This is a genomic window from Shewanella sp. WE21 (assembly GCF_002966515.1).
GTDB lineage: Bacteria > Pseudomonadota > Gammaproteobacteria > Enterobacterales > Shewanellaceae > Shewanella > Shewanella oncorhynchi.
In genome coordinates this window covers 3,041,524-3,060,264 of sequence record NZ_CP023019.1, presented here as the reverse complement: position 1 = coordinate 3,060,264, position 18,741 = coordinate 3,041,524, and the positions used below count along the sequence as shown (strand labels likewise).

The 18,741-nt window shown below is 47.1% G+C and carries 15 protein-coding genes; 5 read left to right on the top strand and 10 right to left on the bottom strand.

Features of this window, described 5'->3' with window-relative positions; all coding sequences use genetic code 11:
* Positions 1-2 precede the first annotated feature (2 nt).
* A complete protein-coding gene (locus CKQ84_RS13345) occupies positions 3-935 on the bottom strand; it encodes a DUF808 domain-containing protein (protein WP_105251669.1) in 933 nt (310 codons plus the stop codon).
* Between the two features lie 239 nt (positions 936-1,174).
* Here CKQ84_RS13345 and rpiA point away from each other — a divergent pair, with 239 nt between their 5' ends.
* A complete protein-coding gene (gene rpiA, locus CKQ84_RS13340) occupies positions 1,175-1,837 on the top strand; it encodes a ribose-5-phosphate isomerase RpiA (RefSeq protein WP_028761507.1) in 663 nt (220 codons plus the stop codon).
* A 184-nt stretch (positions 1,838-2,021) separates the two neighbouring features.
* On the opposite strand, the gene CKQ84_RS13335 is transcribed toward rpiA, so the two are convergent.
* Together CKQ84_RS13335 and CKQ84_RS13330 are read right to left on the bottom strand one after the other, a co-directional pair.
* Complete coding sequence (locus tag CKQ84_RS13335; protein WP_012090004.1) at positions 2,022-3,212, bottom strand: class I SAM-dependent rRNA methyltransferase; 1,191 nt, start codon at positions 3,210-3,212, stop codon at positions 2,022-2,024.
* A 280-nt stretch (positions 3,213-3,492) separates the two neighbouring features.
* Positions 3,493-4,683, bottom strand: coding sequence for an endonuclease/exonuclease/phosphatase family protein (locus CKQ84_RS13330; protein WP_105251668.1), 1,191 nt, complete (start codon positions 4,681-4,683; stop codon positions 3,493-3,495).
* 763 nt (positions 4,684-5,446) lie between these two features.
* On the opposite strand from CKQ84_RS13330, the gene CKQ84_RS13325 reads away from it, so the two are divergent.
* The 4 genes from CKQ84_RS13325 to CKQ84_RS13310 all read left to right on the top strand — a co-directional run bounded on the left by CKQ84_RS13325 (position 5,447) and on the right by CKQ84_RS13310 (position 9,877).
* Complete coding sequence (locus CKQ84_RS13325) at positions 5,447-6,154, top strand: hypothetical protein (RefSeq protein ID WP_105251667.1); 708 nt, start codon at positions 5,447-5,449, stop codon at positions 6,152-6,154.
* A gap of 19 nt (positions 6,155-6,173) precedes the next feature.
* Complete coding sequence (mgtE, locus tag CKQ84_RS13320; RefSeq protein ID WP_105251666.1) at positions 6,174-7,547, top strand: magnesium transporter; 1,374 nt, start codon at positions 6,174-6,176, stop codon at positions 7,545-7,547.
* Positions 7,548-7,798: 251 nt separating this feature from the next.
* On the top strand, positions 7,799-8,887 hold the full coding sequence (locus CKQ84_RS13315) for a methyl-accepting chemotaxis protein (protein WP_105251665.1): 1,089 nt from the start codon (positions 7,799-7,801) through the stop codon (positions 8,885-8,887).
* 216 nt (positions 8,888-9,103) lie between these two features.
* Complete coding sequence (locus CKQ84_RS13310; RefSeq protein ID WP_105251664.1) at positions 9,104-9,877, top strand: ABC transporter substrate-binding protein; 774 nt, start codon at positions 9,104-9,106, stop codon at positions 9,875-9,877.
* A 66-nt stretch (positions 9,878-9,943) separates the two neighbouring features.
* On the opposite strand, the gene CKQ84_RS13305 is transcribed toward CKQ84_RS13310, so the two are convergent.
* The 7 genes from CKQ84_RS13305 to CKQ84_RS13275 form a co-directional block, all read right to left on the bottom strand.
* Complete coding sequence (locus CKQ84_RS13305) at positions 9,944-10,675, bottom strand: RluA family pseudouridine synthase (RefSeq protein WP_105253066.1); 732 nt, start codon at positions 10,673-10,675, stop codon at positions 9,944-9,946.
* 120 nt (positions 10,676-10,795) lie between these two features.
* Positions 10,796-14,020: a carbamoyl-phosphate synthase large subunit gene (gene carB, locus CKQ84_RS13300; RefSeq protein WP_105251663.1), complete on the bottom strand. Its 3,225-nt coding sequence runs from the start codon at positions 14,018-14,020 to the stop codon at positions 10,796-10,798.
* 27 nt (positions 14,021-14,047) lie between these two features.
* Complete coding sequence (gene carA / locus CKQ84_RS13295) at positions 14,048-15,208, bottom strand: glutamine-hydrolyzing carbamoyl-phosphate synthase small subunit (protein WP_105251662.1); 1,161 nt, start codon at positions 15,206-15,208, stop codon at positions 14,048-14,050.
* Between the two features lie 167 nt (positions 15,209-15,375).
* Positions 15,376-16,188 (bottom strand): 4-hydroxy-tetrahydrodipicolinate reductase, encoded by an 813-nt coding sequence (gene dapB / locus CKQ84_RS13290; RefSeq protein WP_105251661.1) that lies wholly within the window; start codon positions 16,186-16,188, stop codon positions 15,376-15,378.
* A 71-nt stretch (positions 16,189-16,259) separates the two neighbouring features.
* Positions 16,260-16,877 carry an FKBP-type peptidyl-prolyl cis-trans isomerase gene (locus CKQ84_RS13285; protein ID WP_006083907.1) on the bottom strand — a complete coding sequence of 206 codons (618 nt, stop codon included), beginning with the start codon at positions 16,875-16,877 and terminating at the stop codon, positions 16,260-16,262.
* A gap of 219 nt (positions 16,878-17,096) precedes the next feature.
* A complete protein-coding gene (locus CKQ84_RS13280) occupies positions 17,097-17,906 on the bottom strand; it encodes a M48 family metallopeptidase (RefSeq protein WP_105251660.1) in 810 nt (269 codons plus the stop codon).
* Between the two features lie 149 nt (positions 17,907-18,055).
* Entirely contained in the window at positions 18,056-18,640 is a 585-nt protein-coding gene (locus CKQ84_RS13275; protein ID WP_105251659.1) for a GNAT family N-acetyltransferase, read from the bottom strand.
* Positions 18,641-18,741: the final 101 nt, after the last annotated feature.

Sequence of the window (18,741 nt, the reverse complement as noted above, 5' to 3'; positions counted from 1 at the left end):
AGTTAACTACGCAATTTCTGTATTCCTGTCATCGCAATAAGTGCAACAGCGCCAGCAACGACACCAAATAAGCCATTAAGAATACTTGGCGTCAGCACAGCAAACACAGGTCCAACAACACCAATGGCAGCAACCGCTTGTTCAGCATGGTGGATTTGCTCGCCGACTAGGTGTAGGCCATGAGTTAAAATCCCACCGCCCACCATAAACATGGCTGCCGTGCCAATAATCGTTAAACTTTTCATTAATACGGGAGCTGCACTCAATAAACCAAAACCTAATTTACGGTTCATTTGAGTTAATACAGAGGCGCCTTCACGTTGACTCAAGTACAAACCCGCATCATCCATTTTCACAATTGCCGCCACTAAGCCATACACGCCTATGGTCATGACTATCCCTATGACAGCTAACGTAAAAAACTGTGTCGATAGGGATTTGTCCGCCACGATACCAAGGGTAATGGCAATAATTTCCGCCGATAACACAAAGTCGGTACGAATCGCCCCTTTGACTTTTTCGGCCTCGTAGGCGGCGAAATCTTTAATCTCAGGTAACTCATTCTCTACTTGGGTTTCGTGTTGTTGCTGGCCTTTTCTATGGCTATAGCTGTGATGCAGTTTTTCAAACCCTTCGTAACATAAAAACAGTCCACCAAACATTAATAAAGGGGTGACAGCCCAGGGAATAAAAGCGCTGATAAGCATTGCTGCTGGTACTAAAATCAACTTATTACGGAATGACCCCTTGGCCACTGCCCACACGACGGGTAATTCACGATCGGCGCTTACGCCCGTCACTTGCTGGGCATTGAGGGCTAAATCATCCCCCAGTACACCCGCGGTTTTCTTTGCCGCTACTTTACTCATTACCGCTACGTCATCCAAAATCGATGCGATATCGTCAAGTAAGGTTAATAAACTCGCTCCTGCCATGCTAAATCCTCAATAAATCATTCTGCTTTTGCCATAGTAGCTTAGTTAGATTAGTTGCGTATAGCGAAATGCTTTCCAACTTAACTGCTTAAGTTACTTACGTTATTGGGACTGGTTGCTAATGTGAAAATGCCAGCAATCTAGATCACACCCACGGTGGAATTGCGCCACATTATTTATCGGAAAAGAGTATACTAAGCCCAGAATTTTTTACTCATTTGCCGTTACAGGATGTCAACATGACTCAAGATGAAATGAAAAAAGCTGCCGGTTGGGCCGCACTTAAGTACGTTGAAAAAGACAGCATTGTTGGTGTTGGTACGGGTTCGACTGTGAATCACTTTATCGATGCACTGGCGACCATGAAAGCCGATATCGAAGGCGCAGTCTCTAGCTCTGAGGCATCAACTCAGAAAATGAAAGCGCTGGGTATTCCCGTTTATGACTTAAACAGCGTCGATCGTTTATCTGTCTATGTGGACGGTGCCGATGAAATTAACGACCGTATGGATATGATCAAAGGCGGCGGCGCGGCATTAACTCGCGAGAAAATTGTCGCGGCAGTGGCTGAGAAGTTTATCTGTATCGTGGATAACACTAAGCAAGTCGACATACTAGGCGAATTTCCACTACCCGTAGAAGTCATTCCGATGGCACGCTCTTATGTGGCGCGTCAACTTGTTAAACTTGGCGGCGATCCTGTGTACCGTGAAGGCGTTGTGACCGATAACGGCAATGTGATCCTCGATGTGTACAATCTTAAGATCCTTAATCCAAAAGAATTAGAAAGTCAGATCAATGAAATAGTCGGTGTAGTGACTAACGGTCTGTTTGCCAAACGCGGTGCGGATGTGTTACTCGTTGGCACCCCTGATGGCGTAAAAACCTTTACCGCCAAATAAGTTAAGCGTAAAAATCCTATCACAGTCACAAGGCTGCTGATTGTAAAAATGCACAATAAAAAATACGCTGTAAAAATGCCAGCCACTTTTTTCAAAGTGGCTGGCATTTTTTATGGTTCTTTTTAGGGTTCAATGTTATCTGACTCAGCTGCCCATCGCAGACAGCTTATATCAAACGCTTGGCTTACCAAGCTCTGGCGACTAGACCTTTTAAGTAGAATCCTTCTGGGAAGGCGCTACCGATAGGGTGATCGCTCGCTTGGCTTAAGCGTTCAATAAACTGGATTTCACGTTTCGCATCGAGCGCAGCATCGGCCACGATTTTTTGGAACAGATCCGCAGGCATTAATCCTGAGCAAGAGAAGGTCAATAACACGCCTCCCGGATTCAATAACTGCAATGCAATCATGTTGATGTCTTTATAACCACGGCAAGCCCCGTTTAACTGCGCTTTGTTATCGGCAAACTTAGGCGGGTCGAGCACAATCACATCAAAGGTTTTGCCTTCATCACGGTACTGGCGCAGCAACTTGAACACATCGGCTTCGTTGTAATGCACATTGTCATCACTCAAACCGTTCACTTGCATATTGAGGCGCGCTGTCGCCAAGGCTAGAGAAGACACATCGACGTTTTCAATACTGGCAGCACCTGCTTTCGCAGCGTACAGACCAAAAGTCCCCGTGTAGCAAAAACAGTTCAATACCGATTTATCTTTGACAAAACGGGCGGCAATGGCGCGGTTATCACGTTGATCGAGATAGAAACCTGTTTTATGGCCTTTAATCACATCGACAGCGATCTTGATGCCGTTCTCTTCGATAATCACCGGCATTTCAGGCAGAGTGCCGTGCAGTAAACCGGTAACTGGCAGCAGGCCTTCTTTCTTACGGGAATCCACATCGGAACGCTCATAAATAGCGCAATCAGGATATTGCTCAGCCAATAGCTCGACTAAGGTATCGCGCCATAAATCAGCACCTGTGCTCAGTAACTGACACACCAACACATTGGCATATCTGTCGATGGTGATCCCAGGTAAACCATCGGACTCAGCAGCCACTAAACGGTAACCCGTTAAGCCTTGCTCGCGGATTAAATCGTTACGGCCGATTTGCGCCCGCTGTAAACGTCTGGCAAAAAACTCGCGATCAATTTCTTCTTCGCGATCAAAAGTCCAAATCCGCACTTGAATTTGCGACTCAGGCGACCAAGCACCACGACCTAACCAGTGACCATCATGCGCGACCACATCGACTGTCTCACCCGCTTCAGGTTTTCCCTTAATGTTATGAATAGCATTGGAAAATACCCAAGGATGGCGACGCTCAAGTGACTTCTCGCGGCCGGGTTTAAGTTTGATTCTGATAGCCATAGTTGCCTTTAAAAATAGGGCCGCCACTAAAAAGGGCTGCTGTCTAAAAAATGGGAAACGGATGATATACCCAATGTCACCTAAGTGCGAGTACCGAACGCGCCGCAGCGCTTATTTTCCATCATCCACGGGTGGCCGATCATACCTTATTTTAACGGTTAATTCTGAATGATATTCATGCGAAATGATGTAGGAATGGTTAATGAAACAACGCTAACAAAACCGTAAAGACAACTGACATGATTTGAAATAAGACGAATTAATCAGTAAACACGAGAACTTAGCTACGTAGCGCTAACTCAACAATGACGGGCGCATGGTCAGTACTGTAGGCGTCGCGTTCATATTCAGGTCTGATTAAGTGTCTATCGCAGGTCTGATAATCTACGACTTGCGCTAAACTGCGGCCATGGCTCGCATCAAACTCACTCGAAAGCAAAATATAATCCAGCACTGAACCTTTAGGGCCATAGTAATGGGTCGCCGCTCGGTGTTCTCTATGGTAAGCGGTATTGCCCGTCAAACTGTCCCTCAAGTTCGCTTCAATAAATAACTCATAGGCATCTTTAAGTTGATACTGAGCAAACACCGCCGCTAACGTCGCATCCGATAAATGCCCAAGGCCCGCAGCTTTAATGTCATTAGTGTGAATGCTCTCGCCCTGTATCGTTAACGCATCTAAGGCGCCCATTGTCAGACTGTCATTAAAGTCCCCCATCACTATGACGGGATGTTTAGATTCTTGCCTGCGTACCAATATGCCATTGAATAATAACGCAGCTTCCGCGCCGCGCTGCATGGTAGATGCCCAGCGACCTAAGGCTTGCTCCGTGAGTAATTGGGTTTCTGAATGCAGTTTCATGCTCGCTGCGGGCGCTAAATTATCTAAACTAAGTGGCTGATGTCCGAGAGGTTGATGTTCAAATAACTTAGGTTCAAGTGCTAATCCGGCGCGTTTTGATTTAAAGTGCACCACATAATAGTCACACTTGCCGATGTGTGGCACTTCAACGGTTGCGCGCAGCACCTTACGGCTAAAGGCAAATTCACTCGATAATCCCATGGCTGCCACTAAACGCGTATCAGGTTCGACACTGCTGATTTCCACTATGGGATACCGGGAGGCAAGCGCGACCACAGGGCTGCGATAAATGTAATCACTGATAAGAGTTGGCTCATCAACGACCGCAAAATACCCTAGACCTTGCTCACTGGCGATTCGTTTGAGCGGTTCAAGGCTAAACACTTCTTGAAATCCCACAATATCGGGCTGGCGATGGGCGAGAAACTCACTCAACCACTGACACTTTTTCTGCCATTGCCCATGGCTATAGATATTTTCAAAATCATAGTAAGCCAAAGGCGGCTCAATAAAATTAAACAGATTGATACTGGCGATCTTGATATTCGCGGTGCATTTATGATCGATAGGTGCAGCTATTGAATCCAACTCATCGATATTGTGTGCCACAGCTTAATCCCCCTAAATCTGAATAGAGCAAACTATCTTAATCTGACTTAATCTGAATGAGCACAATGACTCACCGCTGGCACGACAAGGGTATACCCGAAGTGCACTAATGCCAAATCCCCCATTTTAGATAAAGTCTTAACTCATCTCTGGCGACTCAAATACAGCTTACAGAGATAAGCCATACCGTTAAAAACCATAATTCAATATCACAGTTAAATCTGACAACAAAAATCAACCGCTACCAGCCAAAAAATAAACAATCAAACAACAATGATTAGCACACAAAACCACCAGCACTCCCAACAAAATCACGCAAGCCCAAGAATGATCATAAAATTAACTTTTACTTAAAGTGTAAATTCAAACAAAAACATATGTAATAACATGTGCGGTTGACTTTACATTTCAGTCCCTTAGAATGTGGCGACTTTAATCATTGCGGAGACCCACTGTGGGCACACACATAAGCGACAGTAGATGCCCTGTCCAAAAGACAGGATTTAACGCCTAGCACTAGCCCGCAATATTTGCTGCTACCTGCTAAGCAGGGTAGTAGTGTGAACCATTCTTCACTCAGCCTCCCCCAAAATATCAATCACAGACAATAAGCCTGAGCCTATGGCTGCGCTTTAGCAATTCCAGCATTTTGCTGGGGTTCAGTTATGTGTATTTATTGCATCTCAAAGCAAGTTTTTGCCTCAGTGGACTTCGTTTTCCCTATGGATTTACACCTATGGGTTTACATCTGAGGAGCCTAAATATGGCTTACATAAACAACACAGCAATTTTGCGATCGTTATCCTGCGCAAGTATCAGCTTGTACTACAGCATGAGTGCAGCGGCATCCCATCTCGAAGTAGATGATCCCGCCCTCGCTGAGCGCTGCGAATTAGAAATGGGCTGGCAACAACCTAGGTCGGATCATGCTCGCCCACAATTAAATGCAACCACGACTTGCAGCCGCAATCAATGGGAATGGCATGTAGGATTAGCGTCCAATACCAATGACGATATTCGTGAGGAGCAAGCTGAAGTCGGCATTAAGCTACCACTCAACGTAAACTCCCACTCAGATCCAGAGCAGCAACAGGATGATTGGCACAGCGCACTGGTAATCAACTTGCAGAAAAACCTCGATGCCAGTAACGAATTAGCCACCGAAGTCTTCGGCATTTTTGGTAAAACCTTAGGCGATTCTGATGTCAGTCTCTATGCCAATTTAGGTTTTACCCATGAGTTTAATCAATCAACCCAATTGCTTGTGGGTATCGCGGCGGCGTATGAACTCAGTAGTCACCATCGCGTGATAGCCGAGATTTATCAAAAAGAATTGAGCGAGACTACCTATCAGTTTGCTTATCAACACTCGCCGCAACAACAGCTACAGCTGGAATTGAGCTTAGGCAATGCCCTTCGTGGCAACGCGCTGCAACTTGGCGCAGACATCACCTTTTACTTTGGTCACTAGATCGTTGAGAGAATGAACTATGAACATGAATAACAGCACAAACAACACTAAAAAAATCATCCATAACCTGCAAATGATTATCGAGCAACGCAGTGCCAGCGCCATGGCTGAATTAGCCGAAAAACGCCACCCTGCCGATATTGCAGCCGTATTTAACGTCTTTAATCAAGCTCAACAAGTCCTATTATTGCAACTGGCCTCACCTAAGGTTTGCGCCAATTTGTTTCGCTATCTGACCGATGAATTGCAAGCCAGCTTAGTACAGCAATTAGATAAAACTACGCTATCTGCGCTGCTGGTTCACATGGCAGCAGATGAACGTGCCGACCTCTATAATCTGCTCGATGAAACCCAGCAAGCGGCGATTTTACCTGCGCTAGCATTGGCCAAACGGGAAGATATGCGCACCCTCGCCGCCTATGATAAAGCGAAGGTTGGCGCGGTCATGACTTCGGATTACACCTTGCTCAATAGCCGCCATACTGCGGCAGAAGCCATTGATACCCTACGCACTGAGGCCGCTGATAAGGAAACCATTTATCAAACCTATGTGGTGGACATGTTAGGTCGCTTGATTGGTACTGTGTCTTTAAGACAGCTATTGCTGGCGCAACCGCACGAGCGAGTGGTCGATTTTATGAAGCCCGATCCCGTCGCGCTCGATGCCAATGCCTTTCGCGAAGAAGCGGTGCAGATGATCGCCCATTACGACTTGATGGCGCTGCCTGTAGTCAATGGCAAAGGCCAGCTTGTCGGTATTGTCACCTATGATGATGCTATGGATATTGCCAGCTCACAGGCGGATCTTGAGTTCACGAAAACCGCGGCCATCGGCAATATTGACCATAACCTTAAGACCGCCAGCATAGGCTTACTCTACCGCAAGCGCGTGGTTTGGCTGGTGATTTTGGTCTTTGGTAATATCTTCTCAGGGGCCGGTATCGCCTTCTTCGAAGACACGATTGCCAGTTATGTCTCTTTAGTCTTCTTCCTGCCGCTACTGATCGATAGCGGCGGTAATGCGGGATCACAATCGGCGACCTTAATGGTACGTGGCTTAGCCACAGGGGAAGTGGTTCTCAAGGATTGGTTATCTATGCTAGGGCGCGAGTTATTTGTCGCCGGATTATTAGGTGCCAGCATGGCGGCGGCAGTGTCCTTGCTCGGATTTTGGCGCGGCGGACCTGAAATCGCGCTGGTTGTGGCACTCACAATGCAAATTGTGGTGATTATTGGCAGCTTGATTGGTATGTCTCTGCCTTTCTTACTGAGCAAGTTAAAGATGGACCCTGCGGCCGCGAGTGCGCCACTCATCACCTCCATCGCCGATATCATAGGTGTGCTCGTGTATTTCAGCATAGCCACTGTGGTGCTCGACTTACCTATGCCATAGGCCTCAAAGTGAACCAAGCTAAGTTAACCTTAGCGTGGTTCACTTATCATTCGATAGTGCTAACCCATTTATGACAACGCATAAAAGCTTCAATAACCTTAAAAAAATTAAGAATAAAGCTTAAAGATCAGTTAATATTTCCATACCTGAATCGTTTTACTTTTTATTAACATTGCAGTATTTACCGCTGAGCCCAGTCACAGTAAGTCGATAAGCAATAGTGATAGTCCTAGCGACTTGAGAGGTTTTATATGTGGTTTAATTCCCAGCTCAAAGCTGAAAACCAGGCGCTTAAAGAGCGACTCATCCAACTAGAACGCCAACACCAAAATGAAATAGATGAACTGCGTGGCATGATCCGTGAAAATGAGAGCATGCAACAACAGTCGCGCCAAAATGCAGACCACTACACTGAAGTGATCGCCTGCCAAAACCAAGGCGGAGATATGCTTAATGCCGTGCGCGAAGGCTTAGCCAGCAGTGCCGAATTACTCTCTGCGGAAAAAGAATCACTGTCTGAACTCAATCACGTTTTTGATCAAACCCGTGTGGCCATTGCTAATTTAGGCACTAGAGCGACTTATATTAATGATCAAGCATCGAACAGCATGAAAGCTGTCACAGAACTCGATGCTACGACCTCTTCAATCAATCAATTTGTAGCAGCAATTCAAGGAATTTCAGAACAAACAAACTTATTAGCATTGAATGCCGCCATTGAAGCCGCCCGTGCAGGCGAAGCGGGACGGGGGTTTGCCGTGGTGGCCGATGAAGTGCGCCAGCTTGCAAGCAAAGCCCATGAAGCCAGTAGCCATATTGAAAAGCTCGTGAAACAAATCGTCGCGCAAGCGGCTGAAATTAAAGGAATTGTTCATAATAATCAAAGTAGTGCCGTTGATGTAGCCACCTCCTCAACCCAAATTGGTCAAGTCGTTGAAGATGTCCTGCAACGCTCAAAACAAATGCAGCACGTTATCCATAACGCAGCCACAGCGTCATTCTTGAATACCACTAAGCTCGACCACGCAGTCTGGAAAAGTAGCGTTTATCAATTAATTGAAAAACCACAGCATAACCACAATGTGAACTCACACACTGAGTGCCGCCTAGGGCAATGGTATTTCAAAGGATTTGGTGCCGAGAATTATCAGCATTTAAGTAACTTCAAAGCATTAGATGCACCACATAAAGCGGTACACGAGGCAGGAAAAGCGGCGCTCAATGCGAGACAAAAAGGTAATTTGCCTGAGATGGTCAAACAACTGCACTCAATGGAAGACGCCAGTATGCGTGTTGTGCATTGCATTGATAACCTTATGCGAGATGTATATCGAGCGTGATATATAGGCACAGAAAGATAAGCTATCACCCATAAATAAGCCTACCTAAGAGCGCCATACAAGCGCTCTTTTTTTATCGTTCAAAACGGTATAGTAAATTTAATCTTAGAAAATGAACCCCTAGCTATACTTGATTTAAGCACAGCCTTCATCTTTAATCGTTTCAAGAGCAAGCAGTGAGACTCAATTATAACATTCTAATTTTTAGGGTTATTAATGAAATTAGTCACAAGTTTATTGTTATCACTCACCCTTAGCAGCGCAGTTTCTCTTCGCGCGCAGCCGCTCAACATCTATACCGAAGAATGGTCACCAATCAGCTTTTCTGTCGATGGCAAACCCGATGGTTTAGCTGTACAGGTAGTACAAGAAATTCAAAAGCGCATAAACAACCCAGATCCAATCAAGGTCGTACCTTGGGCTCGCGGCTGGAAAATGCTGACCGAGCAACCTAATACTGTGTTGTTTACTATGACGCGCACAGCAGAAAGGGAGCAAATGTTTACTATGATTGGGCCTGTTGCTGTCGGCACGACTAATTTTTATGCCTTAAAAAATAGCGGTATAAAAATAACCACTATAAATGATGCAAAGACGGCTAAGGCAATTGGTGTCTATCGTGCCTCGGTGGAAGAACGCCTATTGCTCGAACTGGGATTTACGAATGTTGCGGCCTCATCCGAGCCCTTATTGAGTGCCAAACAATTGATGAAGCAACGTGTCGATCTTTGGTGTAATGCCAATCTCACCGCGCCGAGTATTCTGTCGGATGCAGGCGCGAGCATTGATGATGTAGAGTCGCTCTTCACGATTAGTGCTAATCATCTTTACATTGCCTTCTCACAAGGCACGCCCAATGATGTGATCGAACAGTGGAAAAACAGCCTAGAAGCGATAAAAGCAGATGGCACCTTCGCAACTATTTACCATACTTGGCTCCCCAACGATGCGCCGCCCATGCAAACCGAACGTATCGGGTTTAGCAACTAAACCCATTGATCTAAATTCTAAGTGCTGAATGCTGAGAGCTAAACTCTATTGCTCTTTTAAAAGCGCTTAAAAAGGACACTCACAAACCCAGTCGATACGCTCACCCGTGATAGGATGATTAAACGCTAAGCGGGTCGCATGCAGCATTAATCTGCTGCTCGTCGTATTAGTGATATCAGCTTCATCAACATCAGCCTTATCAGTCACGCACTCACCCACGCCGCCGTAGAGATCGCACCCCAGTATTGAGTGACCCAATTGCTGACTGTGGATCCGCAGCTGATGAGTGCGACCAGAAACCGGAGTAAACTCGACCCGCGTGGCGAAAGGTTCGGTTAATCGTTCCAGCACCTGATATTCACTGATCGCAACTTTGCCTGTGCTATGGCAAATCATCTGCAGTGGGAAATGGTCACTATCTTTAGCAATCGGCAGATTAATCACCCCGCTGTCAGCGGCGATATGCCCGTGCAGCAAGGCGGTATAACGCTTTTCAACCGTGCGCGCCTGAAACTGCTTTGTCAGCAAGCCATTCACGCTTTTATTCAACGCCACCAGCATGATGCCCGAAGTGCCAAAATCGAGCCTGTGCAGCAAAGTGGCCGTCGGAAAATCCTGCACTAAACGATAATGCACTGAGTCGAGATTCAGCGGATTCTTTCCCGACAAACTCAATAATCCGCTCGGCTTATCAATCAGTAGAATATCGCTATCTTGATAGAGCACGCGTATTTGCCCGAGGCAAGGCGGCGCAATAAAAGTATCGACTTTGGCAAGGCTATCGGCTGGCGCTGACATAATTTTCTCAGGCAACATAAGTAGAAGATAAAATGAACGAAGCGCTCAAAATTGACGAAATAATAAGGCCGCATAACCTAAGTTATGCGGCCCTCTAATTAACAACATTAACGCTATAGCTTATTTAGCCAGTACGCGCAGATGCAGTTCTTGTACTGACGTCACGTTAGTACGGTCATCCGCTGCATGGGCCATACAAGTGGCGAATGCAGCGTTCATGGTCGTCGTGTAGTTAACTTTGTAACGCAGTGCACCGCGGCGCAATTGACGAGAATCTTCAATCGCTTGGCGACCTTCGGTAGTGTTCACAATATAAGTGTATTCACCATTCTTGATGCGATCGAGAATGTGTGGACGCCCTTCGTGTACCTTGTTCACTAAACGTGGGTTGATACCCGCTTCGCCTAGGATAACCGCAGTACCATGAGTCGCATCGATTTGATAACCGAGCTCAATTAACTTAGCCGCTAAATCGGCAACGCGTTTCTTATCACTGTTACGCACAGACAATAATGCACGGCCCGACTTAGGCACCTCAGAAGTCGCACCTAACTGCGCCTTAGCATAGGCTTCGGCGAACGTATCGCCCACGCCCATGACTTCACCGGTAGAGCGCATTTCTGGGCCTAACAGTGGGTCAACACCCGGGAACTTGTTAAAGGGCAACACCACTTCTTTCACTGAGTAGAAAGGTGGGATCACTTCTTTAGTGAAGTTTTGCGACGTTAAACTTTGGCCCGCCATCACACGCGCGGCAATCTTAGCTAAAGGCACACCCGTTGCTTTGGATACGAATGGCACTGTACGGGCAGCACGTGGGTTAACTTCAATCATATAGATTTCGTTATCTTTCACGGCGAACTGTACGTTCATCAGACCGACAACGCCGAGTTCCATCGCCAACTTGCCGACTTGAACGCGCATGCGATCTTGGATTTCTTGGCTTAGCGTGTAGGGAGGCAGTGAACAACCTGAGTCACCAGAGTGAACACCCGCTTGTTCGATATGCTCCATAATCGCGCCAATCACCACGATTTCACCGTCACATACTGCGTCGATATCCACTTCAATCGCATCATCTAAGAAACGATCGAGCAATACTGGCGACGCGTTCGATACGCTCACGGCTTCGTTGAAGTAACGCAGCAAATCTTGCTTGTCGTAAACGATTTCCATCGCGCGGCCGCCCAGTACATAGGATGGACGCACAACTAGCGGATAACCGATACGCTCAGCGGCAATCACAGCACCTTCAACCGTAGTCACGGTATCATTTTCAGGCTGCTTCATCTCTAAGCGTTGAATCGCTTGCTGGAAACGCTCACGGTCTTCGGCGCGGTCGATGGCATCTGGGCTAGTACCAATTACAGGTACGCCAGCAGCTTCTAAGGCACGGGCCAATTTCAATGGCGTTTGACCACCGTACTGCACGATAACGCCCTTTGGCTTCTCGATACGGACGATTTCTAATACGTCTTCCAGTGTGACGGGTTCGAAGTACAAACGGTCTGAAGTGTCGTAGTCGGTTGAAACGGTTTCAGGGTTACAGTTCACCATGATGGTTTCATAACCGTCTTCACGTAGCGCTAACGCCGCGTGCACACAGCAATAATCGAACTCAATACCTTGACCGATACGGTTTGGCCCGCCACCTAACACCATGATTTTGTCACGGGTCGATGGGTTAGCTTCACATTCTTCTTCATACGTTGAGTACATGTAAGCCGTGTCTGTTGCAAACTCGGCCGCACAGGTATCCACACGCTTATAGACTGGGTGCAGGTCGAACTTATCACGCAGCTTACGCACTTCGGCTTCGTTCACGCCTAATACATCGGCCAGACGCGCATCGGCAAAGCCTTTACGTTTCAGCTTACGCAGTAAGTCGATATCCAAACCCGCCAGACCCGCTTCAGCGACAACACCTTCGAGCTGAACCAGCTCTTCGATTTGCACGAGGAACCAAGGGTCGATATTGGTCAGTTTAAAGATTTCATCTAAGCTCAGCCCCGCACGCATCGCATCGGCTATGTACCAAATACGGTCGCAACCAGGCTCTTTCAGCTCGTGGCGGATTCGCGACATCGCCTCAGGTTTAGACATATCTGTGACAGGATCTAGACCGTTACGGCTAACCTCTAAACCACGTAAGGCTTTTTGCAGTGACTCTTGGAAAGTACGGCCAATCGCCATCACTTCACCCACAGACTTCATCTGTGTGGTTAAGCGGTCATTCGCGCCGGCAAACTTTTCAAAGTTAAAGCGTGGCACTTTAGTCACGACGTAATCGATAGCAGGCTCGAATGATGCTGGCGTGCGACCGCCAGTGATGTCGTTCATCAGCTCATCAAGGGTGAAACCAACTGCTAACTTAGCGGCGATTTTCGCAATCGGGAAACCCGTTGCTTTTGATGCTAATGCTGAAGAGCGCGATACCCGTGGGTTCATCTCGATGATAACCATACGGCCATCTTTCGGGTTGATACCAAACTGTACGTTCGAACCGCCGGTCTCAACACCAATCTCACGCAGTACGGCCATAGAGGCGTTACGCATGATTTGGTATTCTTTATCAGTCAGGGTTTGCGCGGGTGCAACTGTAATAGAGTCGCCCGTGTGCACGCCCATAGGATCGAAGTTTTCGATGGCGCAGACGATAATGCAGTTATCGTTGCGATCGCGGACCACTTCCATCTCGTATTCTTTCCAACCGATCAGTGATTCGTCGATCAGCAGTTCACTCGTTGGCGATAACTCTAAGCCCTGTGAACAGATCTCTTCGAACTCTTCCCTGTTGTAAGCGATACCGCCACCCGAGCCACCCATAGTAAAGGATGGGCGGATAATACAAGGGAAACCCACTTGATCAAGTACGCCATAAGCTTCGTCCATATTGTGGGCAATGCCCGCGCGTGGACAATCAAGACCAATACTTTTCATCGCTTTATCAAAGCGGCTACGGTCTTCAGCTTTATCGATAGCATCGGCAGTCGCGCCAATCATCTCGACGTTAAATTCTTTCAGTACGCCTTTGGCTTCAAGTTCTAATGCGCAGTTCAGTGCGGTTTGGCCGCCCATGGTTGGCAGAATCGCATCTGGGCGTTCTTTAGCAATAATGTTACGGACCACTTCCCAGTGAATCGGCTCGATATAAGTGGCATCGGCCATTTCTGGATCAGTCATAATGGTGGCAGGGTTAGAGTTCACCAGAATGACACGGTAGCCTTCTTCACGCAGCGCTTTACACGCTTGTGCGCCAGAATAGTCAAATTCACATGCCTGACCAATCACGATTGGGCCGGCGCCTAGGATAAGAATACTCTTTATATCTGTACGTTTTGGCATTGCTTCTCTCTTCTCCTAGCTAGCGTACTACTTGGCGTTCTGACGGTATATGTCGATTAGCTTGATAAAGTGATCGAACAGCGGGGCGGCATCGTTCGGGCCAGGGCTCGCTTCAGGGTGACCTTGGAAGCTGAACGCGGGCTTGTCCGTGAAATGGATACCTTGGAGTGAACCATCAAACAGCGACTTATGCGTCACCTTAATGTTGGCGGGTAAGGTCGTTTCATCGGCAGCAAAACCGTGGTTTTGGCTGGTGATCATCACGTTACCTTTCTCGATATTGCTCACTGGGTGGTTTGCACCGTGGTGACCAAACTTCATCTTCAAGGTTTTTGCACCTGAGGCCAACGCGAGTAGCTGATGACCTAAACAAATACCGAAAATCGGCGTGTCGGTTTTCAGAATTTGTTGAATCGCTTCAATCGCGTAATCGCATGGCTCTGGATCGCCAGGGCCGTTCGAAAGGAACACACCATCGGGATTCATCGCTAACACTTCGGCGGCTGAAGTTTTAGCTGGCACTACGGTAACGTCACAACCGCGATCCACTAACATGCGCAGAATGTTTTGCTTAACGCCGTAGTCGTAGGCTACTACTTTGTATTTAAGCTCATTTGCTGGCGTATCTTCTGGTAAGCCGCCCACTAAACGCCAGCTACCTTTACGCCATGGATAGGCAGTTTTGGTCGTGACTTCTTTAGCGAGATCCATGCCTTTTAAACCGGGGAAAGCTTTGGCAGCGGCGAGCGCTTTTGCTTCGTCTAAGTCTGCACCTGCCATAATACAACCGGCTTGTGCACCTTTTTCACGGAGAATACGCGTTAACTTGCGGGTATCGATATCTGCTATGCCAACGACATTGTTCGCTTTGAGATAATCACTTAAGCTTTGTTGATTACGGAAACTACTTGCGATGAGCGGAAGATCACGAATGATAAGACCACAAGCGTGAACCCCATCGGATTCAACATCTTCATCATTGGTACCAGTGTTGCCTATGTGTGGGTAGGTTAATGTTACAATCTGGCGTGAGTAGGATGGATCAGTTAAAATTTCTTGGTATCCTGTCATGGAAGTGTTAAAAACAACTTCACCAACAGCGAGACCATAGGCACCAATTGCTGTGCCAGAGAATACAGTTCCATCTTCGAGTACGAGTAAGGCAGACTTTGTCAACGCGACCTCCATAAAGAGCCAAGCCACTGAAATATAATGTTTTTATGTTATGTTAAGATACCAATTTCCGCTAATTTACGAAATTTTGACAAATTCCAGCGATTTTACAGTAAAAACGCGAAACCGTCCACCCACTGGTAACTGGGTGCAAAAAAAACGCCATATCGGCGTTTTTAATATTAATGCAAACCTAAAACCTGCTGCATATCATACAAGCCCGGCTTTTGCTCCACGAGCCAGTGAGCGGCACGCATAGCACCATTAGCAAAGGTCATACGACTCGAAGCTTTATGGGTGATCTCTAAACGCTCACCGATATCGGCAAACATGGCCGTATGTTCACCAACGAGATCACCGGCACGAATAGTCGCAAAACCGATAGTTTCACGGTCACGTTCACCCGTGATCCCTTCGCGGCCATATACGGCACATTTCTCAAGATCGCGACCTAAAGTCTTAGCAATCACTTCACCCATTTTCAGGGCTGTACCCGACGGCGCATCTTTTTTGTGTCTGTGGTGGCCTTCGATAATTTCGATATCCGTGTAATCACCCATGACTTCGGCAGCCAGTTCGAGTAATTTCCACATCAAATTGACACCCACAGACATATTCGGCGCCATTACGACCGGCGTTTGCTCGGCAAAGGCATTGATCTGTTCTTTTTGAGCATGATTGAAACCGGTTGTGCCAATCACCATGGCTTTCTTATGGCGAACACACCAATCTAAATGGACAATACTGGCGTCTGGCGCAGTGAAATCGATCAACACATCAAAATCATCGGTCGCATAATCGAGCGAATCCATGATCATGACGTTTAATTTACCCACACCAGCTAACTCACCCGCATCCACACCCACTAAACTTGAGCCTGCACGCTCAATGGCAGCACCCAGTAAAATATGGTCGTGATTGTAGGCCGCTTCAATAAGAGTGCGTCCCATACGACCACCGGCACCGACGATTGCCACTCTCACTTGTCCACTCATTTCAATCTCCTCAATCTTTCTTTGTATTCCATAAGAAAACGCCTAAGACAGGCTTAGGCGTTTTTTCAATATTAGATGATATCTAATAATTCAACTTCGAATACCAAAGTTGAATAAGGAGGAATCGATGCCCCCGCGCCGCGCTCACCGTAAGCTAAGTGATGTGGCACAAATAATTTCAACTTAGTGCCTACTGGCATCAGTTGCAGTGCTTCAGTCCAGCCAGCGATAACGCCAGAAACTGGGAACTCAGCAGGTTGGCCACGAACTACAGAGCTGTCAAACACATCACCATTGATGAAAGAACCATGGTAGTGAGTACGAACAGTATCTTCGTAAGTTGGAGTAGCACCGTCACCTTGGACTAATACTTCGAACTGCAGACCAGAGTCAGTCACAGTCACGCCATCACGCTTAGCATTTTCAGCTAAGAAAGCATCGCCTTCAGCAGACGCAGCAGCAGCAGCTTGCTCTTGAGCAGCTTGAATACGACCGCTAATTTCAGTGAAAGCAACTTGCAGATCTTGCATAGACACAGCACTTTCTAAACCGGCAAACGCATCGGCTAAACCCGCTTGAACGGCTGGAATATCCACACCATCAAAAGAATTGGCGGCCAGTTGCTCACCCATTTGACGGCCTACACCGTAGCTTGCTTGCTGTTCAACAGTACTGAATTTATCAGACATAATTAACGACTCTCAATTATCAGTGGAATTTTGCGCGCCAGTTTACCATAGTTCAGCGAGCTATGCTGATAAACTGACTGCTTATTTAACTAAGGAGGCTTTTTTACACACTTATTGCGTATTTATCCAAAAGCATAAATAGGTTGAAGACACATATCTCTGCGCAAACGACAGCGAACACTCACCAAACGGGTACTTAGATCTTAAATAGACTTCAGCTTATTTCGGCGCCACACATTGATTCTTCACCTGCGCTTTAGCACTGGCATAAAGTGGCTGCATCTGTGCTTGCAATTGTTGTAGCTGAGCAATGCGATTACTGTTCGATGGATGGGTCGATAATAACTCCGGCCCTTGGCTACCGCCCACCTTCGACATATTCTGCCATAACTCAACACTCTGAGCCGGATTGAAACTCGCTCGAGCCATTAGCTCTACGCCCATAATATCAGCTTCGCTCTCTTGGGCGCGACCAAAAGGCAGAATAACCCCCACCTGAGCACCGAGTCCTAACGCCGACATATATAAGTCGCGATTCGACACACCACTCGCCCCTAGCGCCGCATCGGCAATCTGCATTCCAACGCCCGTTAACTGTCCACGGGAAACCTGCTCATTACCGTGCTGCGCCAACACATGCGCGACTTCGTGACCGAGCACAGTAGCAAGCTGATCAGATCCCTTAGCGACCTTAAGCAATCCGGTATAAACCCCAATATGCCCACCCGGCAGAGCAAAAGCGTTGACTTGTTCTGAGTCAAACAAAACCACATCCCAGCGTTGGGTTTGGTCCGGCAGCACTGCAGTAATACGATTAGCGACACAATTGACGTATTGCGTCAGCTTTTTATCACTACTCACTTTTTGCTGTTTTTTCATTTCCTCGAAGGAGGAATCGCCCATCTGCTGCATTTGCGCCGCTGAATACAACAAGGTCTGCCCTCGCCCTATTGGCGATTGCGTGGTCGCGCAGGCCGATAATCCGAGCACGACCGCCAAACCCACTAAGCCTAAACGCATTGATTTCATGTGGCACTCCTTAAATCCCATGACGGGCGTGAAGATCCTTGAGCCAACACGGGCTCAACTAATGGAAAGATTTTACTGAGATAGACAAGATAAGCCAAATAGAGAAACACTGGCGGCACACGTTAGCGATACTTTGCACCTAAAGGGAATTAATACTCTTCCTTTAACAAGGCATAGAGGAGCTCATCGCCCCACGCGCCTTTAAAGAAGATGTTTTTCACATAATGGGCTTCGCGCCTAAAGCGGAGTTTTTCGAGTAAGCGACAGCAGGCAAGATTTTGTGCATCGGTGATGGCAATAACTCTATGCTTATGCAATTCAATAAAGAGGTAATCCAGCAATGCGCTGACGGCCTCAAAAGCAACATGTTTACCTTGATGCTCAGGCGCAATCGTAAAGCCAATTTCCACCTGCTGCTCATCAATAAAGTGCAGCGCCAGATCGCCAACTAATTGGGTTGGTGTAGTTCCCGACGCGCCACTGACAATCGCAAGCTGAAACCAAGTATCAACCGCACCAAATTGTGCATAATCCATCTTCTCGAACAACGCGAGTGCATCGCTATAGCTGTAATCTGTCCAGCTTTGATATTTGGCGACCTTAGGGTCGGCTCGATAGGCGGTAAAAGCCTCAAGATCCGCTCGCTGGAATGGCCTAAGAACAAAGTGCTCAGTCGTTAAACCGTTATTCACCACTTTATGAAGTGCTTTGCTTAACGCCAATGTCGATCCCATGACTTAGTTCCTTAATGTAAATAAGTCACTAAGTTACACCCAGAGCGAAAGTGATAACAGCGGCCAATGCGCTTTATTCTGTTATCAGTTTAGTGATTGAA

Coding starts and splice junctions, on each gene's coding strand:
- CKQ84_RS13305 (WP_105253066.1), bottom strand. CDS start 10,675: ATGTCAGCGCCAGCCGATAGCCTTGCCAAAGTCGATACTTTTATTGCG.
- CKQ84_RS13315 (WP_105251665.1), top strand. CDS start 7,799: ATGTGGTTTAATTCCCAGCTCAAAGCTGAAAACCAGGCGCTTAAAGAG.
- dapB (WP_105251661.1), bottom strand. CDS start 16,188: ATGAGTGGACAAGTGAGAGTGGCAATCGTCGGTGCCGGTGGTCGTATG.
- mgtE (WP_105251666.1), top strand. CDS start 6,174: ATGAACATGAATAACAGCACAAACAACACTAAAAAAATCATCCATAAC.
- CKQ84_RS13275 (WP_105251659.1), bottom strand. CDS start 18,640: ATGGGATCGACATTGGCGTTAAGCAAAGCACTTCATAAAGTGGTGAAT.
- rpiA (WP_028761507.1), top strand. CDS start 1,175: ATGACTCAAGATGAAATGAAAAAAGCTGCCGGTTGGGCCGCACTTAAG.
- CKQ84_RS13280 (WP_105251660.1), bottom strand. CDS start 17,906: ATGAAATCAATGCGTTTAGGCTTAGTGGGTTTGGCGGTCGTGCTCGGA.
- CKQ84_RS13325 (WP_105251667.1), top strand. CDS start 5,447: ATGGCTTACATAAACAACACAGCAATTTTGCGATCGTTATCCTGCGCA.
- carA (WP_105251662.1), bottom strand. CDS start 15,208: ATGGAGGTCGCGTTGACAAAGTCTGCCTTACTCGTACTCGAAGATGGA.
- carB (WP_105251663.1), bottom strand. CDS start 14,020: ATGCCAAAACGTACAGATATAAAGAGTATTCTTATCCTAGGCGCCGGC.
- CKQ84_RS13285 (WP_006083907.1), bottom strand. CDS start 16,877: ATGTCTGATAAATTCAGTACTGTTGAACAGCAAGCAAGCTACGGTGTA.
- CKQ84_RS13310 (WP_105251664.1), top strand. CDS start 9,104: ATGAAATTAGTCACAAGTTTATTGTTATCACTCACCCTTAGCAGCGCA.
- CKQ84_RS13335 (WP_012090004.1), bottom strand. CDS start 3,212: ATGGCTATCAGAATCAAACTTAAACCCGGCCGCGAGAAGTCACTTGAG.
- CKQ84_RS13345 (WP_105251669.1), bottom strand. CDS start 935: ATGGCAGGAGCGAGTTTATTAACCTTACTTGACGATATCGCATCGATT.